This window comes from Streptomyces changchenzhani (assembly GCF_039766235.1).
In the GTDB taxonomy this organism is placed as follows: domain Bacteria; phylum Actinomycetota; class Actinomycetes; order Streptomycetales; family Streptomycetaceae; genus Streptomyces.
In genome coordinates this window covers 115,208-141,716 of record NZ_JBDHNH010000008.1, presented here as the reverse complement: position 1 = coordinate 141,716, position 26,509 = coordinate 115,208, and the positions used below count along the sequence as shown (strand labels likewise).

Below are 26,509 nucleotides of genomic sequence, written 5' to 3'. Positions count from 1 at the left end.
TAGAAGGCTGCTGAAAATCTTTTGCGTTCTGGCCCCGGGCCGGCAGGTCCGGGGCCAGCCTTGTAGGCATGCAGGGGGAATGGGCCGGGGAGCCGGTCGGGCCGGATGTGTGGGAGACCTGCCGGGAGTTGATCCCGGCAGGGAGCGTGTACGCGTTCCTGGCCGAGTACCGGGAGGCGTTGTTCCCTGCGGAGTTCTTCGCGGACATGTACCCGTCGGCCAACGGGCGGCCGTCGCTGCCGCCGCAGGTGCTGGCCTCGACGGTGGTGCTGCAGTCCCTGACCGGGCTGTCGGACTTCGAGTCGGTCCAGGAACTCCGCTGTGATCTGCGGTGGAAGGCGGCTTGCGGGCTGGGCCTGCACGACATGGCCTTCGATCCGTCGTTGCTGACCTACTTCCGGCGTCGGCTTGCCCGCTCCGGCGACCCGACGCGGATCTTTACCAAGGTCAAAGAGGTCGTGGCCGCGACCGGGGTGCTGAAGGGCAGGACGCGGCGGGCGCTGGACTCCACCGTCCTGGACGACGCTGTGGCCACCCAGGACACCGTCACCCAGATCGTCTCGGCGATCCGCCGGGTGATCCGCGAGGTCCCCGGCGCCGTCACGGTCGCCGGACAGTGGTGCACCGCCCACGACTACACCGACCCGGGCAAACCGAAGATCGCCTGGAACGACGGGGCGGCCCGGGCCGCGCTGGTGGACGCCTTGGTCACCGACGCCCTCAACCTCCTGGGCCGTCTGCCCGAACGCGAGCTGGGCGAGAGAGCGGCGAACGCGATGGGCCTGCTCGCCCTGGTCGCCGGGCAGGACGTGGAGCCCGCCGAGGACTCCGACGGATCCGACGGACGCTGGCGCATCACCCGGGGCACCGTGCCCGACCGCACCGTGTCCACTGTCGACCCCGACGCCCGGCACATCCACAAGAACCGCACCCGCCACCAGGAGGGCTTCCGGGGACACGTCTCCTTCGAGCCCGAGGCCGGACTGTTCACCGCCGTCGCCCTGACCAGCGGCCACGGCCCCGGCAACCACGAAGCCGCCGTCGCGCTCGACCTGCTGGCCGACGAGGACACTGCCGACGGCCAGACACTGACCGTGCTCGGGGACGCCGCCTACGGCACCGGCGCCCTGCGCGAACAACTCACCGAGGCCGGCCACACAGCGGTGATCAAACCGCCACCGCTGCGGCAGACCGTCCCCGGCGGCTTCACCATCGACGACTTCCACGTCGACACCGAGGCCGGCACGGTGACCTGCCCGGCCGGCAACACCGCGAACCTGGGCCGCGTCAAAGCCGACGGCAACCGGACGGCCCAGTTCAAGCGCCAGTGCGCCGGCTGCCCGCTGCGGGAACGCTGCACGACCTCCAAGACCGGACGCGCCCTCAACGTCCACGCCCAGCACGCACTCCTCGCCGCCGCCCGGCACCAGGCCGCCACCGACACCACCTGGCAGGAGGAGTACCGCCGCTGGCGGCCCCCGGTCGAACGCGCCATCGCCTGGCTCGTCGCCCACGGCCACCGCCGCGTCCGCCACCGAGGCGTCATCGCCAACAACATCGCCCTCCACCACCGCGCCGCCGCACTCAACCTCCGCCGACTGATCAAACTCGGACTCACCCGAGTCAACGGCACTTGGACCCTCATCCCGGCCACCCCATAACAAAGAGGGCCACCCGGCCCACGGCCGGACAGCCCCCTCAACAAGATTTTCAGCAGCCTTCTAGGCCCGGACTTCGCGGGTCACCGTTTCAGGTCTGTGGCCAGCGGGTCTGTCCGATGTCGGTGTCGAGGAGATCGAGGAGGTGGAGTTGAACGCCACGGGTGATCTGGACGGTGGGTGGGTCGGTGATGTGGCCGATCCGCAAGGTGAGTTCGCCGAGGTGGTAGAAGATCATGCGGCCGGTGGGGCGGACCCGGCGGTTGTCGGGGTAGAGGCCGGTCATGGTCTGCTCGGGGCCCAGGGCCTGTCTGACTTGCCGCTCGATCAGGCAGAACACCAGCAGGGCCAGGCAGATGACCTGGATCAGGGCGGCGACGCGCCGGTTGTGCTGCACGAAGACCGGCGCGACCGCGAGCGGCCCCTTGAAGTCGTGGTAGCGGCGCTCGACCGCGCCCTGGCCCTTGTAGTGGACCAGGACCTGGCTGGGGTCGGCTTCCTCGGCGGGCAGCGAGGTCAGCAGCGCGTACCAGCCGTCGACAGCGGCCTCGGCGGCCAGGACTCCCTCATCGAAGTGCCAGTCCAGGGCGGGGACGCCGTGCTCGTCCTCGGTGAGGTGAAAGCGCAGGCAGGTAGCGACACGACGCTTCGCCGCGATCACACCGAGGCGGGCGGCGATCTTCTCGGCACTCTTGTAGTGCCGTCCGCCGGCCGCACCGGCGAGCTTGCCGAGGTCTTCGGCCGCCTTGGTCAGGCGCTTGTCCCGAGCGGCCTGCTGGCCGGCGGCGTTCGCGGTGGAGTGGACCAGGATCCGGCGCACGGTGAGCTCGGGGTCGCTTTTCCTCGCCCCCTTCAGGACGTGGGTGTCCTCCAGCACCCGGTAGCTCTCGCGCTGCACGGCTGCCTTGCCCGCGTCCCTGCCCGGCACCCAGTCCACGGTCGTGGCCCGGGTGAGGTCGAGGGCCGCATAGACCTCGTCCTTGACCTGCGCGGCCGGGGCCGGAGCGACGAACTGCACCCCAGCCGTCAGCAGGGCGGCGACGTTGGAGTAGGACACCAGCTTGGAGTCGGCGATCATCAGGAAGTCGCGGGTGCCGGCCATCGTGCGCAGGTCCTTCATCGCGCCGACGACCTGGGACACCTCGGCCGCCGGGCCGCCGAAGACCCGGGCATGGACCGGGATACCGCCGTCGGCGGAGACCGCGAGCCCGGCCTGGACCTGTTTCAGGTCCACCCGCCGGTCCTTGGGATGCCCGTAGCCGATGACCGGGAAATCCTCGTCCTGGCCCTCGGCCGGATAGGCGCCGTGGACGGACATGCTGGTCATGTCCCAGTGCAGACGGGACACATCGATGCCGAACTCGGCGATCGCCCTAGCCCCGACCGTCCCGGCGATGTGCTCCAGATGCGGAGCGATCGCATCCAGAGCCCGGGCCAGCCGGTCGTCGTTGAGCAGGCCCGGCTCGATCCCGAAGACTTCCTCCACGGCCCAGGTGCGAGCCCAGTCCCCGACCCGCACCAACGGTGCGGGCGCGGTCAGCCGGTTGGCCACCAGCGCCTCGATGACCTGCCCGTGCGTCACGAGGGCGCTGACGCCACCAGGGCACACCTCGTCGATGATCCCGGCCAGATCCAGCCGACGAGTGAATTCGGGAAACGACAGGCAGAGCGCCCAGACGTTTCTCCACCACCGACGTCACCGCTACTTCAAAGCGCTGACGCTGAGACCGTGGCCGCGGGGACCGGGAAGTCTTCGACACACCCCACCCAACGCCACACCCCGGCCCGGGGACACCCCCGAGCCGGTCACACCATACGAATCAACGACCCGCGAAGTCCGGGTCTAGGACGGCGACGTGATGGAGTTCCGCTTCAACGTGTAGCGGGTGACAGGGCATCATCGAGGCGAACATGGAGACGCTGCTGGGCGTCCGTTTCCTAGGCAAGCGAGTACGGCACAGAGCTGGTCCACGGGGGCCGGATCGGCACCGGAGCTCAGTCGCGGCAGCCGGAGCCGCTCCCCGTCCACCCCCGCTCGCGCGGGAAGCGCTGCTGGACGGCCAGCACGGCGGCGAACACCGCTCGAGCGGGGGTGGACCGGTTCGTACCCTGAGTCAAGAGGCCCGGACGCAGTGGTTCCCGCGCGAGCGGGGGTGGACTGGCTTCGTTCACTTCCAGCAGCAGCGTTTGTCTGCTGTTTTGGGCAGCAGTTGCGGATCTTGGGGCCCGTGGATGTTCACGAGAAGTAGCAGCAAGCGGGGCGACGGTCGGGTGTCGGGCTTGGCATCGAGGCGGGCACTGGTGGGATCCGCCGCTATCGTGCTCCCGTGACTGGTTCCGTGCAGCGTGCCCTGCTGTTTCTCGATGTCGATGGGCCACTCATCCCGTTCGGCGCGGTGTCCCAGCCGTATCCGATCTATGCGACGGGTTCTGAACTGCCCGATGCTGACGCGAATCCGCTCCTGACCAGGATTAATCCTGAGCACGGACCCCGGCTGGCGGCGCTCCCGTGCGAGGTGGTCTGGGCGACGACATGGATGGCGGACGCGAACGAGTGCATCGCGCCCCGCATTGGTCTGCCGCAGTTGGCGGTGGTGGTCTGGCCGGAGCCGTCCGATATCGATGACCAGGACGAACGGAACGGACTGCACTGGAAGACCCGTGCCCTTGTCGCGTGGGCTGCGGGGCGCCCGTTCGCCTGGGTCGACGACGAGATCACGAACACCGATCGGGCCTGGGTCGCTGCCCATCATCAGGGGCAAGCCCTGCTCCATCGCGTCGATCCCCGCCGTGGCCTGGCTGACAGCGACTATGCGGCTCTCGAGTCGTGGCTGCGACAGCCGGTCTGACACAGCTGGAGAACATGAAGAGGCCGCGGGAACCACCTGGCACATGTCGTAGAAACCGTCTGCGGGCGTCCAGCTGGTCCAGGGCATTCCTATAAACCCAGTTCAGGCGCCCTGCGGTCAGTGGAGTCCGCCTAGTCGGTGACACCGACGTGACACGAGGAACCCCCGCCGGTGTGCTCGGGCGGGGTTCGTGCGTGGCGGGTTGTGAGGGTGTGCAGTGTCAGGTGTGGGCTCTGCTGTACTCCGGCTTGCGGCTTTCGAGGGCGCGGAGCAAGGGTGCGGTGACGACTCGCTGGCTGCGGCCGATGCGGAGCACACGGCACGGAAACCTCCCCTGGCGAACCAGGTCGTACCCCTTTGCTCGTGAGATTCCAAACGCCTTTGATGCCGAGGCGCAATGGCTGCGCGCTCGGTCAACGGCCCGTGTGGGTGCTCACTTCATTGCCGCAATATTCTTGAAAATGTTCACAACTACCGCCAAATCCTTGACATCTCAACATCGTAGGCTCATATCCATCCACTCCCTGCACTCTGGCAACTTCCTGGCAGAAAGGCAGCCCGGCGCCGCCAACAGAAGAGCCCCTCGCGTCCACAGGTCACCAGGCGCAAGATCACTGTTCACGCGCGGAAGCACGCCAGGTGTGCTGCTGGGGGCCGGGCCTTTCCCGTTTCATGAGCACCTGAACGACGCGCCGCGGATCACCATGTATCGGTGGCGGGGACCGGAGGCGTGGGGCGGTTGGTGCTGACCCCGAAAAGATGAACGGACCCACCGCGCAGATGGCTTCCCAACCCTCTGCTCCGAGTCCGCTGAGCTGCTGTTCCGCCTCTTGACTCGTGGTGTCGTCACCGAACAGTGCGACGATCTTGTACTCCCAAGCCATGTCGCCAGTCCCCTTGCCTCACAGTCGCCAAGTGCGGCGACGCAGGTCACGGAGCGGCCGAGCGACGGCTGGTTCGGGATATGACGTCGCGCTGCCTGGGCGCGCCCTGGCCTGTGGATCGGGTGCCCGGGTCTACGGCAGCGTATGGATCGCGTGCTGCTGGTCGCGAAGTCGCGAGCCCAAGCCTGCGCTCACGCGGCTGCGATGTGTCGCGCGAACAGCTCCCGCAGTCGCTCCGAATCCTGGGGAGCATCCAGGCCACGTTTTGGCAGGATCAGCACGCCTGTTCCCCACACGTCCGGCGTGAGGAGCACGAACACCCGCCGGTCCTCGACGCAGCGCCCGTAGAACTTCCAGCCGGTGTCATTCGTATGCCGCTCGGAAATCGTCCGGATTCCGGAGTCGTCGACCGTGACCTGGTGCTCGCCCAGATGCCGGGCGTAGCCGAGCAGAGCCAGAGCCATCAACCAGCGGACCGCGACCAGGGAAAGACAGGCGATCAGAACAAGTCTCCATGCCCCCACGCCCACGGCGTCAACGCCTCTGGTCACCACGTTGGCTGCGGTCACCAGGACGAGGAAGGCGACCAGTCCCCACAGAATGCGATAGCACCAGCGTCCGACCTGGCTGTGTCTCATCTGAATCTTGAGTCCATCGGATATCTCCTGCCATGTCACCACGTACGTCAAGTGCACCGAAGCGTCAACGGTCATGCGCCCTCCCTGGATCTGATGAGCAGGGACTGTACCGGCAGATGATCAATGGTGGCGGACAGAGAAGCAGAGGCCGGCGCCGCCGGCGAGCAGATGGCTTGCGACGGCTTCGTTCGCAAGGACGTTCAGTCGGCGACCCGTTGTCCTCGGCAGCAACCGGCCGGGGGACGAAACCGATCGGTGGCCGCGCCCGCCGAGTGGATTGAGGCCAGTGAGATCTCGGCCTGCAGCAGTGCGCCCGAACGGGCGGGAGCCGCCGCAGTGACGTTTGGGGCCGCGGGTGCGCTTGGTGGGAGAGGGGACGGTTGGCGTTCCCCGCTGGGTGCTCTTCGGAGGCCCGGCCGCGAACGGGACTGGGCCTGTCCAGCGAGGTTCTGAACGAGGAAGTCGCCGGCGCGCTGACCAAGTCGTACCAGTACAGCCCGTGGGGCGAGCGTCTGTCTCAGGTCAAGCACAACACCAACGGGACGGCGGAGGACGCCTACTACGGCTACAACAGCCACACCGACGTTGAAACGCTGACCGACGGCAATGGCGACACCCAGTCCACCTATGGCTACACCGCCTACGGCTCGGACGACAAGTCGGAGTTCACCGGCATCGACAAGCCAGACGCCGGTGACCCTACGAAGGAGGCTTACAACCCCTACCGCTTCAACGGTAAGCGGTGGGACGCCCAGTCGGGCACGTATGACATGGGCTTTCGCGACTACAATCCGGGGCTCAACCGATTCACCACCCGGGACATGTACAACGGCGCCCTCGCCGACATGAATCTCGGTGCCGATCCGTACACGAGCAACCGATACGCGTTCACCGGGGGCAATGTCAACGGTCATTGAGATGCCCAGGTAGGTGGCCGTTGGAGGCCCAGGCTGGTGGCCATCAGAAACCCAGGCGTGTGGCCAGTGGTGTTCCTGGGGTGGGGGGTCAGTTCAAGGGGACCACTCCCTTCCCGGCGAGGGCCTCAGCGAGGCGATGTGAGTCGCCGGAGGTGGTCACGAGGTGAGCGTGATGCATGAGGCGATCGGTGCTCGCGCCCGCGAGAGTCTTCGGCATGATCGTGTCGAAGCCCGAGGGATGAATGTTGCTGGTCACCGCGATAGAACGGCGCTCATAGGCGGCATCGATGATCCGGTAGAACGCCTCGGCGGCGTCCTCGCCGACTGGAAGCAGGCCAATGTCATCAATGACAATCAAATCGGCCCGGCAGATCCGGGCGACGGTCCGTGCGGTGGACCCGTCGACCTTCGACTTGCCGATCGCGGTGCTCAGCGTCTCCAGGGTGAACCAGGACACCCGCATGTCCTTCTCGATCGCGGCCTGGGCCAGGCCCTCGGTGAAGTGGCTCTTGCCCGTCCCCGACGGGCCGGCGATCACCAAGTTCTCGGCGCGGCCGATCCATTCCAGGGTGGTGAGGGAATTCTGGGTGGGTTCGGGGATGGTGGAGTCCTCGGCCCGCCAGGAGCCCAGGGTCTTGCCGGTGGGGAAGTTCGCCGAGTGGCGCCGCAGGCGCCGGGTGGCCGCGTCGCGGCCGGTGACCTCCTCGGCTATCAGCAGCCGCAGCACCTCGGCAGGGTCCCAGCGTTGAGCTCGGGCGGTGGCCAGAACGTCCGGGGCCGCCTTGCGCATATAGGGCAGACGCATGCGGCGCATGAGCTTGTCGAGTTCCTCGGGGATCGCGGGCGGGTTGGGAAAGCTCATGGGGGTGCCGTTCTCTTATGAGACGTTCGGTCAGGATTCGCTGGTGGGTGATGTGTTGGGTCAGCGGCCCAGGGCCTGCCAGCCACTGGTTCCGTTCTGGACGGAGTGGGCTTCGTCCGCGCGGACGACCTCTCCGGCGGGCTTGCTGTCGGCGATGTGTCCCAGGATCGAGAGCAAGTCGTCGTCGGCGAAGCGCCCGGCTGTGGCCGCCAGCCCCAGGGCCTGGTCGACTCTGTCGTTGCCCAGGACGGCGGCCAGCTCGACCGCGCGGGCCATCTTGGCGCGGATGCGGGTGGCGCCGGCGGGTCCGGCTTCCTTGAGCCAGCGCCCGGCTCCGGGGCCGATGCCCACGAACGCGATCTCCGCTTCCGAGCGGGGCCGCAGCCTCGGCTGGTGGATGCTGCGTCCGTCGGGATGGTCGGGGTAGTGCTCGTCGATGATCTGCGGAACACCCGGGGTGGAGAGCTCGTGGCGCCAAATCTCCGAGAGATCACCGGAGTTGGTGCGGGCGGTGATGGACAGTTCCTCGCCGACCACCCGGCACCACACCCTCGCGCCGGTATATCCCGGCGGGGTCGAGTAGCGCACCGAGTTGAAGCTGATAGTGCGGTCCGAGCCGACCAGCCGTTCCTCGCCCAGCGCGAGCGCGAGCGGCTCGATGGGCAGGACGTGCAGCGTGGTGCGTTCGACGTCCAGACGGTCCGCAGGTATCTGCCCAGTCGCCCGGTGGCGGCGCGAGTTCACCGCATCGCACCAGGTCAGGCAGGCATCGGCGAGCTCGGAGAAGGTGTCGTAAGCGGCCAGCAGGTTCGCATCTGTGGGCACCAGGTCGGCTTTCGCGATACGAACCGTCGCTTCCGCGCCGCCCTTCGATTCGGGGTCGTAGGGCACGCAACTGACCACTTGGCAGCCGTAATGCCGGCCCGCGGCGACCATCTGCGGATGACGTACCGGGATCCCGGCGATGTGCTCGACGGTCACCGTCTTCGCGTTGTCGGTCAGCACGTAGGTCGGCGCCCCGCCGATCCGCCTGAGCGTGGTGTCCAGGCAGGCCACCAGCGTGCCCAACGTGCAGTCCCAGACCGGGATCACGACCCGAAACCGCGACCAGGACAGCCACGCGCAGAACAACCAGGTCCGACGGCCGTCGATGCGCGGACCCTCGCCCCAGTCGAACTGGAGCCACCGGCCCGGCTCGGGAATCCACGGCCGGTACGTGCGGCGCTTGCCCGCCTTCCACGCGCTCTTCGCCGCGTTCACCGCCCGCCGCGTCGAGCGTTCGCTGCCCCGGTAGCCCATCTTCACGAGCTTCTCGTGCACCACATCGGCTCGGATCGTCGCCTTCGACTGCTCGACCCACTCCTCGACCTTCTCCCCGAACGCGTCGATCATCTTCGGCCGCGGCTCTCGCTCATAGGGATTGCGCCCGCCGTTGCGGGCCTCGACATACCTCTTGACCGTCTTCGGGTCGTGCCCCGTCAAGGTCGCCGCCGACCAGACCGTCCCGGTCAGGTCGTACGCCTCAAGGATTTCCATAATCTCCGTGTCAGACTTCGTCACAGGACCTCTCCGGCCGGTAGCTGATGCGTGCAAACACCAGCAAACGGGCGGAGGGGTCTCCTCCAGTTAAGGAAGTGATCAGGAACACCACTGGTCAGACGGCCATCCACCTGGACTTCCGGTGGCCATCAGCCTGGACTCGGCTGGCCGCACATCTGGACTTTGCCACGGCCGCCGTCAGGCAACCCCATCAGCGGTATCGAACTCGACGGGCACGAATCTTTCTGGGACAGCATCAAGTCTTCTGTCGGTCTCGGTGCTAAGACTGCAGCAAAGGCGCCCAAGGGTGCCCTCGGTGTGATGGAGATACTCCTCACCGGCCTTGGGGCTTTCGACACACAGACGCCTGACAAGGTTTCCTACGACCGGGAGAAGCCGAACTGCGATGTGGGGCTGCTGGTTGAGCCAGAGGCCGCGAACGAGTACCACTGGGGACACAACCGCCCGGTCGGGCAGGACACATGTGGTAAGGGCGAGAGTGCCGTCTACTGCAGCCCGCTGGACGAAAAGCAGCGCGCCCAAGGCGTCTACGCGTGCCTGAGCCCAGGTGCTTTCGGCTATGTCGACGGAGACACGGGTGAGATCAAGGGCAACGCCGATTCCAGCATTCTCGGCACCCCTGTCCCGCGTCCCCCAGACGGAAATCCGCTACCCCTCCGGGAATGGGCAGCGGAATGCACCGAGGGCATTTGCTCGCCAATCAACTGGGCGGCTCGGGCGAGGACAGAAGAAACCTTGTGGCGCTGTACGCGAAGCCAAACATGTCACAGATGAAGCGGGTCGAGAACCAGATAGCGAGACGTATTGCCCTGGGTCAAACCATGTATTACCAGGTGAGAGCGAGGTACACTGGGGACAACGGTGCACCAGACCATCTGGACATCACCTGGAAGAGCATTACTACCGGCGAGTCCGGGGCCACCACGATCTGGAATACACCTACGGGACGTGAACCCAGTCCATAAACACAGCAATCTCACCAGAACGCCGATAGCGGCTTGAGTGAGGGCGGGTATCCTGCTAGGGATGCCCGCCCGTGTGATTTATTCTTCTGATTCTTGGTGGAGGTTACCGTGTGGACTCAGCGACTTCTGGATGCCACCGAGTGGAAGCCCAAAAGTGTTCCGATCGCTTGGGAAGCGATGGAACGCGAATTGGGCACGCAGCTCCCGAGCGACTACAAGCAGCTGTGCGTATTCTTTGGGTGCGGAGAGTTCTCGGACTTCCTTCACGTACTTTCCGTAGACCAGAGTCAGGTATTCGACCTGATCACCCGTTGGCGTGGGTTTTTGGATGACGCTCTCGAGTTCGGCGTCAGCGACGACGAGGTCGACCCGATCTTCGATCCCTACCGAATCTACGAACCGGGAAAGGGTGGGCTTATTCCATGGGGTTCGAGTCGGTCGGCTGATGAATTCTATTGGCTAGTCGAACCGGAAACTGCGGGCGAGTGGCCCATTCTGGCTCGTGTTGCTGATTCGACGAATTGGCGACGTTTCGACATTTCTGTTCCTGAATTTGCATTTCGCGTCTTGACGGACCCTGACTTTCGTCCGTTCAGTGTGTCGCGCACAATCCCGCGACCTTCCTTCACTCCAGTTGCTGGCTGACGAAGACAGGCGAAATGTCTTTGATGGTTGTGTGCGGATGCCGAGTGGAGCGGCCGGGACACTGGGTGACCGCAGATCGCGTCGGATGAGCTGCGCTCGAGCCGCTGTTGCGGGCAAACCTGCCCGAACTGGCGACCTACCCGACGACGCACGAGTACTACAGCCGGAGATCATGTGACGGGGGTCTTCGTTCGTCGTTGACCGGGCATGATGCAGAGTGTGACGGCTGAGCAGATAGCCGGGTGGGACGCGGCGCTGACCGAACTGACCGGCTCGATGTGGCGTTTGTTCAACCGGCCGGAGCCTCGGGTGGTGTTCGCGCAGTTCGTCGCGGGGCTGCTGGCGGAGTTGCCGAGGAAGAACGGCTGGACGTTGGCCGAGCGGGCCGGGCATGTGACCGCGGATCGGATGCAGTGGCTGCTGAACGGCTCGGTGTGGTGTGCTGACCTGCTGCGGGACGCGGTCCGCGACTACGTCGTGACACATCTGGGCGATCCGGACGCCTCGCTGGTGATCGACGACACGCAGGCGCAGTCGGTCGGGGTGGCCTACCAGCACTGCGGTCTGACGGGGATGTCCGCAACTGTCAATCCCCTCGAAGTGTGGAGCCCTTGCTATGCAGCCAGCCCCACGCTGAGGCCGGCCCGGTACTCGCGTTCGTAGTCGATCGGGCTCTTGTAGTCGCACACACTGTGTAGCCGACGGGTGTTGTAGAAGTCGGTGATCCAGGTGGCGATCCTGATCCGGGCCTCGGCCCGGGTGGTGAAGGTGTGCCGGTAGACGTACTCGACCTTGAGGACGCTGTTGAATGCCTCGCTCACGGCGTTGTCGAAGCAGGATCCGACTCGGCCCATCGACTGAAACACGCCCAGCTTCCGGCAGGCCCGGCCGAACTTCCGTGAGGTGTATTCCTCAGGTTCAAGGGGTCGTTGCAACACCGCTGCTCTGTAGCGAGAGTAGGTGATCGTTGAGCGCTTCTGCGGGAGTGCGCCAGCCGAGTGTCTTGCGTGGGCGGGAGTTGAGGGCGGAAGCGACGGCGTCGAGATCCCCGCGCGTGTGCCGGGCCAGGTCGGTGCCCTTGGGGAAGTACTGCCGGAGCAGGCCGTTGGTGTTTTCGTTGGTGCCGCGCTGCCACGGGCTGTGGGGATCGGCGAAGTAGATCTCCAGGCCGGTATCGATGCGGAGCTGGGCATGCTGAGCCATCTCCGCGCCTTGGTCCCAGGTCAGCGACTTGCGGAGCTGTTCGGGCAGTGCCGTGATCGTCATGCCCACGGCGTCACGCACGGCCTCGGCTCCGTGCCCGGCCAGTGCCGGGCCGTTCTTGATGCGGGGCCCGCCGTGTCCGGGCATGGGCGGAAGGTGCAGCAGCATCGTGAACCGGGTACTGCGCTCGACCAAGGTGCCGATCGCGGAGCTGTTCAGGCCGATAATGAGGTCGCCTTCCCAGCGTCCGGGCACCGCCCGGTCCTCAGCCTCGGCAGGCCGCTGGGAGATCCTGACCTCCTCGGTGACGAACTTCCTGCCACGGCCGCGGGTGCGTGCCCGGGGAACGCGCAAGGCCCGGCCGGTGCGCAGACAGGCCACCAGCTCGCGGCGCAGACCACCACGTCCCTGGACGTAGAGGGCCTGGTAGATCGCCTCGTGTGAGATGCGCATCGACTCATCATGGGGGAAGTCGACCGGTAGTCTGCGGGCGATCTGCTCCGGGCTCCAGGAGGTCGCCCAGCGCCGGTCCTGCCGACGGCCGTGCCGTCGCCCAATCCAGCGCGTGTGCGGACCTGGGATCCCGCTGCCGTCCGCTGCGCTGATCGCGCCAGCAAGCCGGTCCTGTACGTACTGCTGGAGTTGCCCGTTGTCGGCGAGCCTGGACGTCCTGGGCCAGCGGGCCTGCCGGTCGGCATGCCACTGCGCGACCGAGGCCCGGTAGTCCAGACGACCTCCACGCGTCGCCGCATTGCGCCGTAGCTCCCGCGAGATCGTCGACGGCGAACGGCCAGTCTGGCGAGCGATCTCCCTGACCCCGCGCTTCTTCGCCCGCAGCAGTGCGATCTCCTCACGCTCGGCAAACGACAAGTACCGTCCCGACGATGGATCGAGACTGATCGGCGGCATGCCGCCACCCTCGCGAAACCACCGCGGCCCCAACGCCTGCGACACGCCGCACGCGACCGCCGCGTCCTCACTGGACAACCCCTCAGCGATCCTCCGCCAGAACCGCTGCTTCTCCGCACGCCGGTTGACCGGGGGACGCCCCGGCGACCGCAGCGGCGGACGACCGGCCTGAATGGCCGCACGCGCTCTTCCATGTGCCACAACCCGCTCCTCCACGATGGAGGTGTTGCGACGACCACTTGAATCCGCTTCGCTGCCGCGGTCGCTATGAAAGATCACGCCCCGTACGTCACCGCCGCGGGTCGCCGCGGCCATGTTCAGCGCGGCCACGACCAGGTCGGCGTCGTGGAAGGTACCCATCGCGTAGCCGAGCAGGCGCCGGGAGTGCAGGTCGATGACCGTGGCGAGATACAGCTTGCCCTCTCCAGTAACGATCTCGGTCATGTCACCCACCCAGACAAGATCGGGTTCCTCCGCGGTGAAGTCGCGTTTCACGAAGTCCGGTGCGGCCGGCCGTTTCCCCTGCCTGGTCAGGCACCGACGACGCCTGATCTTGCGTCCGGCCAGGCCGAGATCGGCCATGACCTTCGCGACCGTGTTCACCGAGATCCGCCAGCCCGTGCGGACCAGCTCGATGAACACCTTCGGGGAGCCGTAGGTGCCGCCGGACTTCTCGAAGACGCCCGCGATCGCTTCCTCCAGCTGCCGCCGCCGCAGCTCACGCCCGGTGGGTTCGGCCATGCGCCACTTGTAGAACCACGACTCGCGCACCCCCAGCGCACGGCATGAGACGGTGTGCGGGATGCCGTGCTCGGTCCTCTGGTCGCTGATCACCCCGGCCACCACGACCGGGTCCGCCACAGCTACTTCACCCACAGGACCATGCAGCGTTTGAGGACATCACGCTCCATGGCCAGCTCCTTGTTGTCCTTCTTCAACTGGGCGTTCTCCCGCCGCAGCCGGGCGTTCTCCTCGGCTTCGTCCGCCGCTTGGCCTCCGCCGGCACGATTCACCCGCGACACCCAACTCGCCAGCGTCGTCTGGTTGATGCCGAGGTCCTGCGCAACCTCGGGGATCGACTTCCCGGTCTCCGTCACGATCCGTACAGCCCCCTCACGGAACTCCGGCTTGAACACCCGTCGCTTCTCCGCCATGACTCTCAACTTCCCCTGCAGCCACGGACTCCACGCTACGAGGGGAACCTCAGTCCGGTGTGTCCTCGCGGTGGAGGAAGGGGCCGAGGAGGTCGCCGACGGGATGGTCGGCCTCCAAGGGGTGGCGCAGGGCGACGCTGGAGTCGATGGTGTAGCGGTTGCGGCGGCCGACCCGGGTGCGGGTCAGGTACCCCGCGGCTTCCAGGTCGGCCACGATGATCTGCACCGCGCGTTCGGTGATACCGATCCCGGCGGCGACATCGCGCAGCCGGACCTCCGGGTCGCGGGCGATCCACAGCAGCACCCGTGCGTGGTTGGTCAGAAACGTCCACTGGTCGCCGCGTGCCGGTGTAGTACCCATGCCCTCCATCATACGAACCCTGCTTCGCATATTCATCCCATTCATGCGAAGCTTCATTAGCGAAAAAAAATTCGCGTAACTGTTGACGCATGTCGAGTGGCGGGGTGACGATTGAGGGGATTCCCCCTGTTAAGGAAGGCAGGCAAATGCCATGACCCGACTGCTCTCCCACCCCGCACGCAACAGCGTCCACCGCCCTGCGCGGGTGGGTCTTGTCCAGCCGGTGGCGGCGGTGCTGACCGACCGCCTCGACGATGTGGCGGTGGCCGAGACCGCAGCACGTATGGCGCTGGCCCGCCGCGTCCCGCTGCTGCTGATCGCCGTGATGCCCCCGCACATCCGCCGCTCCTGCGGCCCGGCCTCCACGCCGGTACGGGCGGTGCTCGCCCGGGTCATGCCGAAGGTCGGCCCGCACGCCACGGGCTACATCCCCGAGGTCTTCCACCTGCCGGCGGGAAACGGGTCGCGGCTGGCGGCGGCTAAGCAGCTGCTGGCCCTGGCCACCCGCCACCGGGCTGCGGACGTGGTGGCCGCCCGGTGCGGACCGCAAGGGCTCGACGCGTTCACCCTGATCGAGGCCGCGGCCCTGCGCGGCGGCCCGCATGTCCACGCGGTCGCCCCCGCCGCCTGGACACCCCTGCGAGCGCCCGCGCCGTGACCACCCCTCCTGCGAGTGACCTGCCGTCCGGCCCTGAGAGAGGAAACGTTCCTCGATGAATGACCTGTCCGCCGAAACCGAGGACCAGCAACCGGCCGGGACTGAGGCAGACGGCACGAGCGGAGCCGACCAGCCTCCCACTGAGTCCACACGCCACCAGTCCGCTGTCAGCCGCAGCCCGCACGCAAAGGACTCGCCATGACCACGATCCAGGCGCCCCAGCCGGCCGCCCCGTCCCCGGCTCCGCCGGAGGTCCACGTCCACCACTTCTTCCTGCGCGCCGACGGCAGCGTTATGGCCATGTTCACCGGCTCCCGCGCCGATCAGGCGGTCGCCGCCCACGCGGCCGACCTCTCCGCCCGCACCGGACGCCCGGTCACCGCCGCCGCCATCGTCCGCACCACCGGCTTCAGCATCAACGCCCTGCTGCACCACGCCCGCGCACGCCGCATCCAGGCCGAAACCGACGCCATCCTCGCCCCCGTGCTGCCCGTCATCGCCCGCGCCGGCCCCGTCCGGACCACCACCCTGGTGGTGCCCGCGCGCATCAACCCCTACCAGGCCCTGCCCACCGACCAGGTGCAACGGCTCGCCTACCGCACCGGTACGGACATGGTCCTCAGCCCCGTGCCCCTGACCGGATACACCTCACCCATCACGCGGCGACTGAGACGCTCCACTGGGGCACCCCAACAGCTCGGGATCCACGCCATGGCCGACCCCTGGCTGTTGGGCGACGCTGAAAATGCCGACGGGACAGGCATTCACGGCGCCGATGCACATTGAGACAAAACGGGCGTGCTCATCGGTGAGGTGTCGCTGCCGTCGGCAAGGTGTCGCGCGGATGGGCAGGCGCGCCCCCACCACGACGTTGAGCGGGGCGCCCGGTCGGGCAAAGTCCGTAAGCGGGCAGGCGGGGGCCGTGAACGGCGCTGGCGGGTCAGCCGGCCAGGGATGGTGCAAGGAGTCGGCCGCGCGTCAGAACGGCGATGTGCGACCACATCATGCCTCCTGCCGACTTCACCCGCTCCGCATGCTCCCGGGGGCGCAATGCCGGACACTCCTGTATATGGGTCGGCGTAATTCGCGCGGGCCATGGTGAGGTGTTCGGTGTGCTTGAGGTCCCGCTCTGGCTGTGGGGGGCGTTCGCCACGACGGTGGTCGTGTCGCTGGCGGTAGACCTGCTGTCCCACCGCACCGCGCACGTCATCGGCTTCAAGGAAGCCGCCGCTTGGAGCGGCCTGTGGGTGAGCCTCGCCCTGATCTTCGGCGCGGTCGTCTTCCTCGTTCTCGGCACCACGGCCGGCGCCGAGTACACGACAGCCTGGCTGCTGGAGAAGAGCCTGTCGGTCGACAACCTGTTCGTCTTCGCCGTGATCTTCGCGTATTTCAAGGTGCCCCGCGCCTACCAGCACCGCGTGCTGTTCTTCGGAGTCATCGGCGCGCTCGTATTCCGCGGGATCTTCCTCTCCCTCGGCGTGGCCGTGGTCAGCCGCTTCACCGCGGTGCTGTTCGCCTTCGCGGCGGTCCTTTTCTACAGCACCTACAAACTCCTCAAGGACGAGCAGGAGAGCTTCGACCCGGGCAAGAGCTTTGCCGTACGGATGCTCCGCAAGATCATCCCGGTGCGGGAGGAGTACGCCGGGGCGAAGTTCTTCGTCAAAGAAGCCGGCAAGAGGGTGGCGACTCCGCTGCTCGCGGTGGTCGCGGCCATCGAGGCCGCCGACCTGATCTTCGCTGTCGACAGTGTTCCGGCCGTCCTTGCGGTCAGCGACGACGCCTTCATCGTCTACACCAGCAACGCGTTCGCCATCCTCGGCCTGAGGGCCCTCTACTTCATGCTCGCCGGCCTCCTGGACCGCTTCCACTACCTGAGCAAGGGCCTGGCGATCATCCTCGCCTTCATCGGCGTCAAGCTCATCTTCCAGGCATCCCACAAGATGATCAGCCCGAGCATCCCGGAAATCCCCTCACCGATCAGCCTCGCAGTCATCGTCATCGTCCTGACGGGTTCCGTAGTGCTCAGCCTCAGAAGGCCCGCCCCGACCGGCACCGTGGAACAGGCCGACGAGCAGCGGGCCGCCTCCGCGACCACCGAGCAGCCCACCCCTCCGCCTGTGGTGGATGCCCCTGAGCCCCCAACGGGTTCACCGGATCGGGACGCTCAACCCCGCCCACGACCACAACGAGGGGGCAGGGCACTTCCCAGCGCGTCAATACGGGCATATCGTAAAGAAATGGGCAAACTGAAGCGTAAGCGCGAAGCGTACGTGTGTCCGGCCTGCAAGCAACCCGTGCCGGTCGCAGTCCACCGCCGCAAGACCCTCGGCGTATTCGTTCCGGTGTGGGGCCCGGGTGCATGTCAAAACCGCGACTGCTCCGACTTTCGGTTGGACCCCGGTCGCAAGCACTCCCCGGACCGGTAACGAAATCGACAGCGCGGGCCCGTCACATCAGGCGGCCCACCGGATCCCCGCCGGGTCGTTGGCCAGCACGATCGCGCCGCGGAAGACCGGCGCGCCGATGACGCCGAGAACAGTGCGCGGTGCTGGTAGGGGCGGGGGACCTTGAAGTAGGCGAAGATCATGGCGAAGACGAACAGGTTGTCGAAGGACAGGCTCTTCGCCAGTAGCCATGCCGTCGTGTACTCAGTTCCGGCCGTTGTGCCCAGGAAAAGGAAGACGACCGCTGCGAAGATCAGCGCGAGGCCGCCCCACAATGCGCTCCATCTGGTGGCTTCTTTGAATCCGATGACATGCGCGCTGCGGTGGGCCAGCAGATCCACCGACAGCGACACCATCACCGTCACGCCGAACACCGCCAACAGCCAGACGGAACTTCAAGCACGCTCATCACGCTCCCCTCGGCCAGTGCCGGAGTGCACGGCCCTCAGATGGAAGTCTGTGGTTTCTTGCGGTGCGCGGCGGGGGCTCCGCCGGACCTGGACCGAGGATCACGGCGACGCTCTAGGCGGAGGCTGGACCTCCCCGACCGGTTCCGCATTCACGACTGGCGGCACAGCGAGGTCACGAACGACCTGGAGGCGGGGGAGAACCCTGTGGAGGTCTCGGCGAACGTGAGGCACCACTCACCGGGCTACACCATGGCCCAGTACGGAAAGCGTCGGGTCGAGGGGGCCCGCAAGCTGGCGTCTGGGACGGCTGAGCACATTGGTCTCGGGAAGCTCGCGTGACGCGCTGGCCACGCTGCTGGCCACGGGGGTGGTCGACGCCCAACATACCCGCAGGTCAGAGCGCGGAAAGACCGAAAGACGACCGGGGTCGCCACCCCCCACAGGAGTGACCCCGGCCGCCGTCCGTGCGGACCGTGCGACGGCCCGTACTCCACTCAGCGCCATGGATGCGTTTTCTGTCACACCGCGCTGAGTCAGCAGGTCGTTGCAGGTTGTACAAGTTGTGGACGGGGCCCCGTCAGACGTCGTAGCGTGCGGGTTCGCGCAGGGCTGTGCGACGGTGGTGACCAGCGGCGACTGGGGACAGGTTGAGGGAGTGCTGGGGGACGACGCGGAGCTGACCACCGCGGTGCTCGCGGCGCAGGACGGGGACGAAGAAGCCTTCCGTGCTGTGTACCGCTCCGTGCACCCGCGGTTGCTGGGCTACATACGCACGCTGGTGGGGGACTCGGAGGCGGAGGATGTCGCCTCGGAGTCCTGGCTCCAGATCACCCGCGACCTCGAAAGGTTCAGCGGCGACGCCGACCGCTTCCGAGGCTGGGCCGCGCGCATCGCGCGCAATCGCGCACTCGACCACATCCGCATGCGGGGCAGGCGCCCGGCCGTCGGCGGTGACGAGACGGAACTGGCCGGCCGGCCGGGCGAGTCCGACACCGCGGGCGAGGCGATGGAAGCCCTCGCCACCGGCCGTACGCTCGCCCTCATCGCACAGCTCCCGCAGGACCAGGCCGAGGCGGTCGTCCTGCGCGTGGTCGTCGGGCTCGACGCGAAAAGCGCGGCGGAGACCCTGGGCAAGCGCCCCGGCGCGGTACGGACCGCGGCCCATCGCGGGCTGAAGCGGCTGGCCGAACTGCTGGCCGCGGAGATCTCGCCGGACACGGGCCCCGGCCTCGGCGCCGGTGATCCTTCACCGGCCGGGAGCCGCGACGGAGCGGGCGGCGGTACGGTGGCGGGCGCGGTGGACGAGCGGCCGGAACTGGACGCCGTACCGCCGCAGCGGAACCGGATGCCGGGCTGGGTGACGTCCGCCGGTGTGACGCATTCGCGCGTGCGGACGCAGAAGGACATGTGATGGCCGACGAGCGTGACGAGTGGCTCGACCAGGACGCGGCGGAGCGACTGCTGAGCGGCGAGCCGGTCGAGTCTGCCGACGATCACGTACGGGCCAAGGCCGAGCGCCTCGCCGCCGCCCTCGACGGGCTGGCCCGCGCGGGCGGCCCCGAGACGGGCGCCCCCGCCGAACTTCCCGGTGAGGCGGCCGCTCTGGCGGCCTTCCGCAACGCCAGAGCGGCGTCCCCGGACGCGATCCCCTCCGTACGTATCGGCGCGGCCCCCACCCGCGTCACGCTGACCGCCGGCCGTGGAAGACCCGCGCCCGCGCGCTGGGGGCGCCCCGTACGGTTCGGCCTGGCCGCCGCGCTCGCCGGGGTCGCGCTCGGCGGCGTCGCGGTCGCGGGCGGCACGGGTGTGCTGCCAGCGCCCTTCGGCCTCGGCGCCGATCCGACGCCCGGGACCTCCGTCTCGGCCGCCGCGACCCCGGAGCCGCTCGCCTCCGAGGCGCTGACCGGGGCCCCGAGCGCGCCGGGGTCCGTCCCGCCGTCGACCCCGGCCCCGGACGAGGAGAGCGCGACGCCCGGCCACGACCTCGGAGGTACGGACGGCACGCACGAGCCGACCCCGCCGCCGGACAACGGCCCGCCCCCCGGCGGCGGCACCCCGGAACCGGGACAGGACCCGACCACCGAGGCCCCCCAGGACAACGGCGGCAACAGCGGCGGCAGCGGAAACGCCACCTGGCACCGCAGGACGGTCCAGGCCTGCCGCGACTACCGCAGCGGCGACCTCGCCCCCGAGCACAGGCGCAGCCTGGACACGGCGGCCAGAGGATCCCACCGGGTGGCCCGCTTCTGCGACCGGCTGCTGGACGGCTCGGACAGCCGGCCGGGCGGCGGCGACCACGGTGGCGATGACGGCGGCGGCGGTGGCGGCGGCGACGACGGCAATGCGGACGGTGGCGATGGCAAGGACGGCGGCAGCCAGGGTGCTCCCGGCACGGGCGATCTGCCCGTCCCCCCGGTCTCCTACGTCCCGCTGTCCTTCCCGGACCACGCGGCGTCCGCTGTCGGATCGGCTGCCTGAAACTCAACCTGAACTGCGCTTTTTCCTTCGCTACGGCATGGTGTGACGTTTTTTGGGCCGGTGGCGCAGTAGAGAGTGAGCCGACTGGTCATCGGCCGCGCGACGAGCCGGGGTTCCCCCCGTGCCTACGGCTCCGCGCACACGGCGCGGGCGGGAACGTTCCCCCGATCCCGCCCGCGCCCACTTCACTCGGCCCGCTCGACTCGGCCCGCTTGACTCAGCCCACCTCGGGTGGCCCCACCTCGCCTCACCCGTACACGACGACCTCGTCGCCGTTGCGTACCTGGGTGAACAGGCTCGCGATCTTTCCCTGGTCCCGGACATTGATGCAGCCGTGCGAGGCACCGTTGTAGCCCCGGGCCGCGAAGTCCGCCGAGTAGTGCACCGCCTGGCCGCCGCTGAAGAACATGGCGTACGGCATGGGGGTGTCGTACAGCGTCGAGACGTGGTGCCGGGACTTCCAGTACACCGTGAACGTCCCTTCACGGGTGGGGGTGTACTGCGACCCGAGCCGCACGTCCATCGCGGAGACGACCCGCCCGTCGATCATCCAGGCCAGCGTGCGGCTGTTCTTGCTTATGCACAGGACCCGGCCCTCCATACACCGCGGATCAGGCTTCGCGACCGTCTCGGTGGTCGGCGGGTACAGCTCGGAGCGGGTCGGCTCGTCGGTCGTCGCCAGGAGCCTCTGCCAGGTCACGGTGTCCGTGCGGCCCGTACGGGCCAGGCCGCGCCCGCCCTGGAACGAGGAGACCGCGGCGGCGGTGACCGTGCCGTAGTAGCCGGTGGGGCTGCGGTCGAAGTGGCCGCTCTGTCGGAGCCTGGCCTGGAGCTCCCGCACCTGGGCGCCCCCGGAGCCGTTCACCATCAGCGTGCGGGGCTTGGGTGCGGCCCTCCTCGACGGCGTGACGGCCGACGGTGACACGGCCGGGGCAGCGGCCGGGGACGAGGCGGCCGGCGAGGCCGATCGCGGCGCCGTGGAGGGCGCACTCACGGGCTTGTGCGCCGGTGCGGGCGCCTTCGTGCCCCCGGGTCCGGCCGCCGCCCCGGCGCGGGCGCCGGTGGGAGTGGCACCCGCCCCCTCGGCCCGCACCGCGCACCCCGTGGTCACTGTCACGGCCACCACCGCCGTCGCGGCGAGGGCCCTGCGTATGAGCACCGCCCGATGGTCCGTTCTGTTCTGCTCCTGCTCCCGCTCCTGCCGCCTGTTCCGGCTGTTCTGGCTGCTGCTGCGGCTGTGCTGGTTCATTTCCGCCCCCGGTATCTCGTCCGTCCCCAGGCACTGTTCCCCGTTCTGCCCGGCCGCGAAAGCCCGCGCATGATGGAAACCCAGGGGCTACCGGGGGGTACAGGAGATGGCGACGCTCACTGTGACACCGCTGGCTGATGGAGCGCACACCTTGGCGCTGTCCTGGCTCAGCGAGGACTTCGGCGCCAGAGCGCGTCAGGCAGGCCTCAGGATGGTGCAGGGCATCGGCCTGTGGCTGCCCACAGGCCCCGAGGACTTCGCCGTCCCCGACCTCTCGGTCGTCGATCATGGCTTCCGGGACGCCCATGTCCAGAAGAACTGCTACGCGCCGCACGTCTTCCGCATGGTGCTGGAGGTGACTTCCTCCAACTGGGCGGACGACCTGGGCACCAAGGTCGACACCTACGCGCAGGCGGGCATCCCTATCTATGTCGTCGTGGACCGCAAGCACGGCGAGGTCCTGCTGTACACCGACCCGAGGGACGGCGAGTACAAGACCCGCACGCCGTACAAGCGGGGGACGTCCGTCCAGGTGCCGGATTCGGTGGGCTTCACCATGGAGCTCTCCGTTGACCGGCTCCTCGACGGCGATCTCGACGGAGCTGTGGACTGACCCGGGCCCCCTCAGTGGTGCCACGCCTCCGCGCCCACGTTGTGGATCATGCGCTGGAGGACCTTGATCGTACGTACGTAATCCTCGTCCGGTATCCCCGCGTGGATCTCCTCCCGCAGTTCCCGCTGACGTGCGGCGGTCCTGGCCTGGAGTTCGCTGCCCTCGGCGGTGATCCGCAGCCGCGGGCCGTCCTCGTCGACCAGGCCGTGGGAGACGAGTGATGTGATGTCGCCGTCCAGTGTGGTCCCCTCGTCCATGTACCCCTGGAGGAAGGCCGTGACCTCCGCGCGCGGTTGCCCGTCCGGGTGCTCGGTGAGTCGGCTCAGTACCCACCACTGGGGCTGATTGAGCCCCAACTCCGCGAGCGCGGAACGGATATGGGTGACCGCCGCCCGGCCCGCGGATGGGGCCCAGTAGCCGATTGGCTGGCGTGCAAGTCCCGTGTCGTCATGTGTGTATTCCATATGGCAAAGGTAGAAGCCCAAGCCCGCTTGAGGTCAAGGTGCGGGGGTCGTCGAACCCAGTCCGTCGGGTACGTGCACTCCATCTGTCCGGGAACCTCGTGTCGGACAAGTCGGACAAGGATAGAGGGACGGCCATGGCGAAGGCATATCTGGTGGGCAGCGGCATCGCGTCGCTGTCGGCGGCGGCATTTCTGATCCGCGACGGCGGGTTCGCGGCAGCGGACATCGTGATCCTGGAGGAACAGGACCGCGAGGGCGGCAGCCTGGACGCGGCCGGCTCTCCGGAGACCGGGTACACCATGCGGGGTGGGCGGATGTTCGAGGTGCACTTCGACTGCACCTACGCCCTGCTGTCCTCCATTCCCTCGCTGGACGACCCTTCGAAGTCCGTCACCGAGGACACGTTCGCCTTCCACGAGGACTTCGCGTGGGACGACCACGCACGGCTGGTGGATGCCGAGGGCAAGGTCATCGACGCGCACTCGATGACCTTCACCGAACGCGACCGTCTTCAGCTGGTCAAGTGCGTGGCCACCCCGGAGAAGCTGCTGGACGGCAAGCGCATCTCGGACTGCTTCCACGAGGAGTTCTTCCGTACGAACTTCTGGGCGATGTGGTGCACCACGTTCGCGTTCGAGCCGTGGCGCAGCGCGATCGAGTTCCGCCACTACCTCAACCGCTTTGTGCACCTCTTCAAGACCTTCGACTCCATGTCCGGGATCTACCGCACCAAGTTCAACCAGTTCGACTCGATCGTGCGCCCGTTGCTGAAGTGGCTCACCGAGCAGGGCGTCACCCTGCGACTGGGCACCCGCGTCACCGATCTGCGGCTGGCGCCCGGTGACGCGCTGACCGTGGAGGCGATCACCTGCGTCCGTGGCGGAACGACGGAGACGACGGAGACGACGGAGACGTCGGAATCATCGGAATCGTCGGAAACCACGGAGGAGATCACCCTGGACGAGGGTGACCTGGTGATGGTGACCAACGGGTCGATGACCGCGAACTCGACGCTCGGCTCAACCGACACCGTCCCCGTGCCGGACACCACCACCTCCAGTGGCTCCTGGGAGCTGTGGGAGACCCTGGCGGCCAAGCGCGCGGGGCTGGGCGACCCGAAGGTCTTCGACTCCACCACCGCGGACTCCACCTGGGAGTCGTTCACGGTCACCACCAAGGACCCGGTCTTCTTCAAGCTGATGGAGAAGTTCAGCGGCAGCGAGGCCGGCAAGGGCGGCCTGATCACCTTCAAGGACTCCAACTGGCTGCTCACCATCGTCCTCAACCATCAGCCGCACTTCCGTGAGCAGCCGGAAGACGCCTTCGTCTGGTGGGGATACGCCCTGTTCCCCGACAAGGAGGGGGACTTCGTGCGCAAGCCGATGTCGCAGTGCACCGGCCGCGAGATCCTGGACGAGGTCCTTCAGCACCTGCGCTTCGAGGAGCGCCCGCAGATTCTCGACGGATCGATCGTGATCCCGGCGATGATGCCCTACATCACCAGTCAGTTCCTGGTCCGCAAGGCGGGTGACCGCCCCCAGGTCGTCCCCGCGAAGTCCACCAACCTCGCGTTCATCGGTCAGTACGCGGAGGTCCCTGACGACGTGGTCTTCACGGTCGAGTACTCCGTGCGCACCGCCTGGACCGCCGTCGCCGGACTGCTCGGCCTCGACAAGCAGCCGCCGCCGGTATTCAAGGGCGGCCACGATCCCAAGATCCTCGTCGAGGCTCTGCAGACTCTGCACCGGAACTGACGGAACTGACAGCAACCCGTAGTGCTCTCCGGAGGCCAACCGATATTCCCAGCCGCTCGCATACGATTCGCCCATAGTGAGGGCATGGACAGATCTGCCCTCAAGTCGAGCGAGCTGCTGGGGTTTTCGCCCGATGCGCGCGTGCTCATAGTCAACCTCGACGACCTCGGGATATATCACGCGGTCAACGTCGCGATCATCGAATCCATCGAGCAGGGCATCGGCAGTTCGTGCAGCCTGATGGCGCCGTGTCCATGGGCGCCGCACGCGATGCACCTGCTCCGTGAACGGCCTGAGATCCCCTTCGGGATCCACCTCACGCTGGTCTGCGACACGACCCACTACACGTGGGGTCCGCTGGCCGCGAAGGACAAGGTGCCCTCGCTGCTCGACGCGGCGGGCGAGCTGTTCACCCCCACCACGGCCGGTCGTGCCGCGCTCCTGACCGCGGCGCGTATCGACGAGGTGGAGCTCGAATTCCGCGCCCAGATCGACGCGGTGGTCGACGCCGGGCTGACGCCGACCCATCTGGACTGGCACTGCCTGGCCGACGGTGGACGCGAAGACATCCTCGACCTGACCGTGGCGCTGGCCGCGGAGTACGGCCTGGCGGTACGGGTCTGGCTCGATCCGGGCCGCCTGAAGATGCGCGAGCGCGGCCTGCCGGTCACCGACAACGACTTCCTGGACAGCTTCGCCCTCGACCTCGACGGCAAGTCGTCCCGTTACGCCGAACTGCTGCGCGCCCTCCCCGCCGGCCTCAGCGAGTGGGCGGTACATCCGGGCCTGGGCAACGCGGAGTCGCAGGCGATCGACGGCGGCTGGCGGGTGCGCCTGACCGACTACGAGTTCCTTACGTCACCCGAGGCCCGCGATCTCCTCCGGCAGGAGGACATCACAGTGATCGACTACCGGGCCCTCCAATCGGTCTGGTCCCGGACCAACGTGCCCCGGTAGGCGGCCGATCCCGAGCAGCCGCTTGAACGCTACGAATTGGCGTGTGGTCCAAGTCAACCCGCACACAACCACGAGCGCCCACGAGCGAAACGCGCAACCGACCGGTACGGGTGGTGGCGTCGGCCGAACGGGTGAGGCGGGATCGTTTCAGCGGCATTCCTCGCAGAAAGCCGGAATCTTCGAGCCCACGGTGGGGCACCGCACGCTGCGCCCGACCAGCACTGCCAAGTGCCCGAATCGAAGGAATTCCACGATGCGTCTTCGTCACACCCTGGCCGCCGCGGCCGGCGCCGCCCTGCTTCTGGCCGTCCCCGGCTCCGCCTACGCCGCGGAGGGCGTGTTCACCTACTCGTATCTCGGCGATGACGGCTCCGATCAGACCGGCGTCCTGCCGTCCCCCGAGTCCGGTGTCTGCATCACGATTCCGGAGGCGGCCGTGGAGTACACCTCGGCGCCCGCGGAGGCACCCAGGAACTGGACCGATTCCTACGCCACCGCGTTCACCGGTGTGGACTGCTCCGGTGACAACTTCACGATGCGGCCCGGCGGCGGCGCGAGCGAGCGCCTCAAGCTGCGGTCGGTCATCTTCTTCTGACCCCTGCCTCCCTGATCCCTCTCTCTGGCCCCTGTCTGATACCTCTGGTGTGTCAGAGGGCTGTCGGATGTGTGAGATGCGGACGCGGTTGCGCGGCCGGTGGGGAAAGCGGGTGGGGCAGTGGGGGACCGCAAGGCCGACCAGGCCGACCAGGAGGACCACCGGGCCCTGTTGCACTGGGCCGCCGACTGCGCCGAGCATGTGCTCCCGTACTTCGAGAACGCGTGCCCGGACGACGACCGGCCCCGGGCCCGTACATACGCCTCCTGCACCGCGTCGGCA

23 protein-coding genes and 5 pseudogenes are annotated in these 26,509 nt (G+C 67.7%); 16 read left to right on the top strand and 12 right to left on the bottom strand.

The genetic code is table 11. The features are described from left to right. Nucleotides 1-68: 68 nt before the first annotated feature. Nucleotides 69-1,661: an IS1182 family transposase gene (locus ABCR94_RS24665; protein WP_347118091.1), complete on the top strand. Its 1,593-nt coding sequence runs from the start codon at nt 69-71 to the stop codon at nt 1,659-1,661. An 88-nt stretch (nt 1,662-1,749) separates the two neighbouring features. On the opposite strand, the gene ABCR94_RS24660 is transcribed toward ABCR94_RS24665, so the two are convergent. Then, nucleotides 1,750-3,267, bottom strand: a complete 1,518-nt coding sequence (locus ABCR94_RS24660) for an IS1634 family transposase (RefSeq protein WP_347122220.1) — start codon at nt 3,265-3,267, stop codon at nt 1,750-1,752. Between the two features lie 718 nt (nt 3,268-3,985). On the opposite strand from ABCR94_RS24660, the gene ABCR94_RS24655 reads away from it, so the two are divergent. Continuing rightward, nucleotides 3,986-4,507 carry an HAD domain-containing protein gene (locus tag ABCR94_RS24655; protein WP_347122219.1) on the top strand — a complete coding sequence of 174 codons (522 nt, stop codon included), beginning with the start codon at nt 3,986-3,988 and terminating at the stop codon, nt 4,505-4,507. Nucleotides 4,508-5,582: 1,075 nt separating this feature from the next. On the opposite strand, the gene ABCR94_RS24650 is transcribed toward ABCR94_RS24655, so the two are convergent. Beyond that, a complete protein-coding gene (locus ABCR94_RS24650; RefSeq protein ID WP_347122218.1) occupies nt 5,583-6,104 on the bottom strand; it encodes a YcxB family protein in 522 nt (173 codons plus the stop codon). A gap of 353 nt (nt 6,105-6,457) precedes the next feature. Between ABCR94_RS24650 and ABCR94_RS24645 the strand changes: the two are divergent. After that, a pseudogene (locus tag ABCR94_RS24645) lies at nt 6,458-6,931 on the top strand (RHS repeat-associated core domain-containing protein); the annotation flags it as partial. A gap of 103 nt (nt 6,932-7,034) precedes the next feature. On the opposite strand, the gene istB reads toward ABCR94_RS24645, so the two are convergent. Both istB and istA read right to left on the bottom strand, forming a co-directional pair. Further along, a complete protein-coding gene (gene istB, locus ABCR94_RS24640; RefSeq protein ID WP_347116964.1) occupies nt 7,035-7,808 on the bottom strand; it encodes an IS21-like element helper ATPase IstB in 774 nt (257 codons plus the stop codon). Between the two features lie 60 nt (nt 7,809-7,868). Then, complete coding sequence (gene istA / locus ABCR94_RS24635; RefSeq protein ID WP_521976416.1) at nt 7,869-9,344, bottom strand: IS21 family transposase; 1,476 nt, start codon at nt 9,342-9,344, stop codon at nt 7,869-7,871. Between the two features lie 686 nt (nt 9,345-10,030). Between istA and ABCR94_RS39175 the strand changes: the two genes are divergently transcribed. The 3 genes from ABCR94_RS39175 (at nt 10,031) to ABCR94_RS24625 (ending at nt 11,641) form a co-directional block, all read left to right on the top strand. Beyond that, nucleotides 10,031-10,333 carry a DNA/RNA non-specific endonuclease gene (locus tag ABCR94_RS39175; protein ID WP_521977713.1) on the top strand — a complete coding sequence of 101 codons (303 nt, stop codon included), beginning with the start codon at nt 10,031-10,033 and terminating at the stop codon, nt 10,331-10,333. 108 nt (nt 10,334-10,441) lie between these two features. Then, entirely contained in the window at nt 10,442-10,978 is a 537-nt protein-coding gene (locus ABCR94_RS24630) for a hypothetical protein (RefSeq protein WP_347122217.1), read from the top strand. Nucleotides 10,979-11,197: 219 nt separating this feature from the next. Further along, nucleotides 11,198-11,641: a transposase gene (locus tag ABCR94_RS24625; protein WP_347122216.1), complete on the top strand. Its 444-nt coding sequence runs from the start codon at nt 11,198-11,200 to the stop codon at nt 11,639-11,641. Here the strand turns inward: ABCR94_RS24625 and ABCR94_RS24620 are convergent. The 5 genes and pseudogenes from ABCR94_RS24620 to ABCR94_RS24600 all read right to left on the bottom strand — a co-directional run bounded on the left by ABCR94_RS24620 (nt 11,593) and on the right by ABCR94_RS24600 (nt 14,605). Continuing rightward, on the bottom strand, nt 11,593-11,844 hold the full coding sequence (locus tag ABCR94_RS24620; RefSeq protein ID WP_347122215.1) for an integrase core domain-containing protein: 252 nt from the start codon (nt 11,842-11,844) through the stop codon (nt 11,593-11,595). The genes ABCR94_RS24625 and ABCR94_RS24620 overlap by 49 nt on opposite strands. 52 nt (nt 11,845-11,896) lie before the next feature. Next, nucleotides 11,897-13,291 carry an IS30 family transposase gene (locus ABCR94_RS24615; protein WP_521977843.1) on the bottom strand — a complete coding sequence of 465 codons (1,395 nt, stop codon included), beginning with the start codon at nt 13,289-13,291 and terminating at the stop codon, nt 11,897-11,899. Between the two features lie 51 nt (nt 13,292-13,342). Continuing rightward, nucleotides 13,343-13,924, bottom strand: a pseudogene (locus ABCR94_RS24610) (IS3 family transposase); the annotation flags it as partial. Between the two features lie 29 nt (nt 13,925-13,953). Then, nucleotides 13,954-14,244, bottom strand: a complete 291-nt coding sequence (locus tag ABCR94_RS24605) for a transposase (RefSeq protein WP_347122214.1) — start codon at nt 14,242-14,244, stop codon at nt 13,954-13,956. 49 nt (nt 14,245-14,293) lie between these two features. After that, nucleotides 14,294-14,605, bottom strand: a complete 312-nt coding sequence (locus ABCR94_RS24600) for a helix-turn-helix transcriptional regulator (RefSeq protein ID WP_347122213.1) — start codon at nt 14,603-14,605, stop codon at nt 14,294-14,296. Between the two features lie 151 nt (nt 14,606-14,756). Here ABCR94_RS24600 and ABCR94_RS24595 point away from each other — a divergent pair, with 151 nt between their 5' ends. The 3 genes and pseudogenes from ABCR94_RS24595 to ABCR94_RS24585 all read left to right on the top strand — a co-directional run. After that, complete coding sequence (locus tag ABCR94_RS24595; RefSeq protein ID WP_347122212.1) at nt 14,757-15,263, top strand: universal stress protein; 507 nt, start codon at nt 14,757-14,759, stop codon at nt 15,261-15,263. A 198-nt stretch (nt 15,264-15,461) separates the two neighbouring features. After that, nucleotides 15,462-16,049 carry a hypothetical protein gene (locus tag ABCR94_RS24590; protein ID WP_347122211.1) on the top strand — a complete coding sequence of 196 codons (588 nt, stop codon included), beginning with the start codon at nt 15,462-15,464 and terminating at the stop codon, nt 16,047-16,049. Nucleotides 16,050-16,375: 326 nt separating this feature from the next. After that, nucleotides 16,376-17,309: pseudogene (locus tag ABCR94_RS24585) on the top strand (TerC family protein); the annotation flags it as partial. 440 nt (nt 17,310-17,749) lie between these two features. Here the strand turns inward: ABCR94_RS24585 and ABCR94_RS24580 are convergent. Next, nucleotides 17,750-18,063: pseudogene (locus tag ABCR94_RS24580) on the bottom strand (TerC family protein); the annotation flags it as partial. A 709-nt stretch (nt 18,064-18,772) separates the two neighbouring features. On the opposite strand from ABCR94_RS24580, the gene ABCR94_RS24575 reads away from it, so the two are divergent. After that, nucleotides 18,773-19,528 carry an RNA polymerase sigma factor gene (locus ABCR94_RS24575; RefSeq protein WP_347122498.1) on the top strand — a complete coding sequence of 252 codons (756 nt, stop codon included), beginning with the start codon at nt 18,773-18,775 and terminating at the stop codon, nt 19,526-19,528. Beyond that, entirely contained in the window at nt 19,528-20,595 is a 1,068-nt protein-coding gene (locus tag ABCR94_RS24570) for a hypothetical protein (protein WP_347122210.1), read from the top strand. Before ABCR94_RS24575 ends, ABCR94_RS24570 begins: the two co-directional genes overlap by 1 nt. A 247-nt stretch (nt 20,596-20,842) precedes the next feature. Here ABCR94_RS24570 and ABCR94_RS24565 read toward each other — a convergent pair whose 3' ends face one another. After that, complete coding sequence (locus ABCR94_RS24565; RefSeq protein WP_347122209.1) at nt 20,843-21,844, bottom strand: L,D-transpeptidase family protein; 1,002 nt, start codon at nt 21,842-21,844, stop codon at nt 20,843-20,845. Nucleotides 21,845-21,950: 106 nt separating this feature from the next. Between ABCR94_RS24565 and ABCR94_RS24560 the strand changes: the two genes are divergently transcribed. Then, complete coding sequence (locus ABCR94_RS24560) at nt 21,951-22,457, top strand: Uma2 family endonuclease (RefSeq protein WP_347122208.1); 507 nt, start codon at nt 21,951-21,953, stop codon at nt 22,455-22,457. Nucleotides 22,458-22,468: 11 nt separating this feature from the next. Here ABCR94_RS24560 and ABCR94_RS24555 read toward each other — a convergent pair whose 3' ends face one another. Beyond that, nucleotides 22,469-22,921: a MarR family winged helix-turn-helix transcriptional regulator gene (locus ABCR94_RS24555; protein ID WP_347122207.1), complete on the bottom strand. Its 453-nt coding sequence runs from the start codon at nt 22,919-22,921 to the stop codon at nt 22,469-22,471. Here ABCR94_RS24555 and ABCR94_RS24550 point away from each other — a divergent pair. From ABCR94_RS24550 to ABCR94_RS24535, 4 genes and pseudogenes are all read left to right on the top strand, one after another. Further along, entirely contained in the window at nt 22,861-24,675 is a 1,815-nt protein-coding gene (locus ABCR94_RS24550; protein ID WP_347122206.1) for an oleate hydratase, read from the top strand. The two genes, ABCR94_RS24555 and ABCR94_RS24550, sit on opposite strands and share 61 nt — an antisense overlap. An 84-nt stretch (nt 24,676-24,759) precedes the next feature. Further along, entirely contained in the window at nt 24,760-25,632 is an 873-nt protein-coding gene (locus tag ABCR94_RS24545; protein WP_347122205.1) for a polysaccharide deacetylase family protein, read from the top strand. 253 nt (nt 25,633-25,885) lie between these two features. Further along, the gene (locus ABCR94_RS24540) at nt 25,886-26,227 is read left to right on the top strand and encodes a hypothetical protein (protein WP_347122204.1); all 342 of its coding nucleotides are present in this window, start codon (nt 25,886-25,888) and stop codon (nt 26,225-26,227) included. Between the two features lie 99 nt (nt 26,228-26,326). After that, nucleotides 26,327-26,497 (top strand): annotated as a pseudogene (locus ABCR94_RS24535) (putative immunity protein); the annotation flags it as partial. Between the last annotated feature and the right edge of the window lie 12 nt (nt 26,498-26,509).

Coding starts and splice junctions, on each gene's coding strand:
- ABCR94_RS24665 (WP_347118091.1), top strand. CDS start 69: ATGCAGGGGGAATGGGCCGGGGAGCCGGTCGGGCCGGATGTGTGGGAG.
- ABCR94_RS24650 (WP_347122218.1), bottom strand. CDS start 6,104: ATGACCGTTGACGCTTCGGTGCACTTGACGTACGTGGTGACATGGCAG.
- istB (WP_347116964.1), bottom strand. CDS start 7,808: ATGAGCTTTCCCAACCCGCCCGCGATCCCCGAGGAACTCGACAAGCTC.
- istA (WP_521976416.1), bottom strand. CDS start 9,344: ATGGAAATCCTTGAGGCGTACGACCTGACCGGGACGGTCTGGTCGGCG.
- ABCR94_RS39175 (WP_521977713.1), top strand. CDS start 10,031: ATGGGCAGCGGAATGCACCGAGGGCATTTGCTCGCCAATCAACTGGGC.
- ABCR94_RS24605 (WP_347122214.1), bottom strand. CDS start 14,244: ATGGCGGAGAAGCGACGGGTGTTCAAGCCGGAGTTCCGTGAGGGGGCT.
- ABCR94_RS24600 (WP_347122213.1), bottom strand. CDS start 14,605: ATGGGTACTACACCGGCACGCGGCGACCAGTGGACGTTTCTGACCAAC.
- ABCR94_RS24595 (WP_347122212.1), top strand. CDS start 14,757: ATGACCCGACTGCTCTCCCACCCCGCACGCAACAGCGTCCACCGCCCT.
- ABCR94_RS24590 (WP_347122211.1), top strand. CDS start 15,462: ATGACCACGATCCAGGCGCCCCAGCCGGCCGCCCCGTCCCCGGCTCCG.
- ABCR94_RS24570 (WP_347122210.1), top strand. CDS start 19,528: ATGGCCGACGAGCGTGACGAGTGGCTCGACCAGGACGCGGCGGAGCGA.
- ABCR94_RS24565 (WP_347122209.1), bottom strand. CDS start 21,844: ATGAACCAGCACAGCCGCAGCAGCAGCCAGAACAGCCGGAACAGGCGG.
- ABCR94_RS24560 (WP_347122208.1), top strand. CDS start 21,951: ATGGCGACGCTCACTGTGACACCGCTGGCTGATGGAGCGCACACCTTG.
- ABCR94_RS24550 (WP_347122206.1), top strand. CDS start 22,861: ATGGGGCCCAGTAGCCGATTGGCTGGCGTGCAAGTCCCGTGTCGTCAT.
- ABCR94_RS24555 (WP_347122207.1), bottom strand. CDS start 22,921: ATGGAATACACACATGACGACACGGGACTTGCACGCCAGCCAATCGGC.
- ABCR94_RS24545 (WP_347122205.1), top strand. CDS start 24,760: ATGGACAGATCTGCCCTCAAGTCGAGCGAGCTGCTGGGGTTTTCGCCC.
- ABCR94_RS24540 (WP_347122204.1), top strand. CDS start 25,886: ATGCGTCTTCGTCACACCCTGGCCGCCGCGGCCGGCGCCGCCCTGCTT.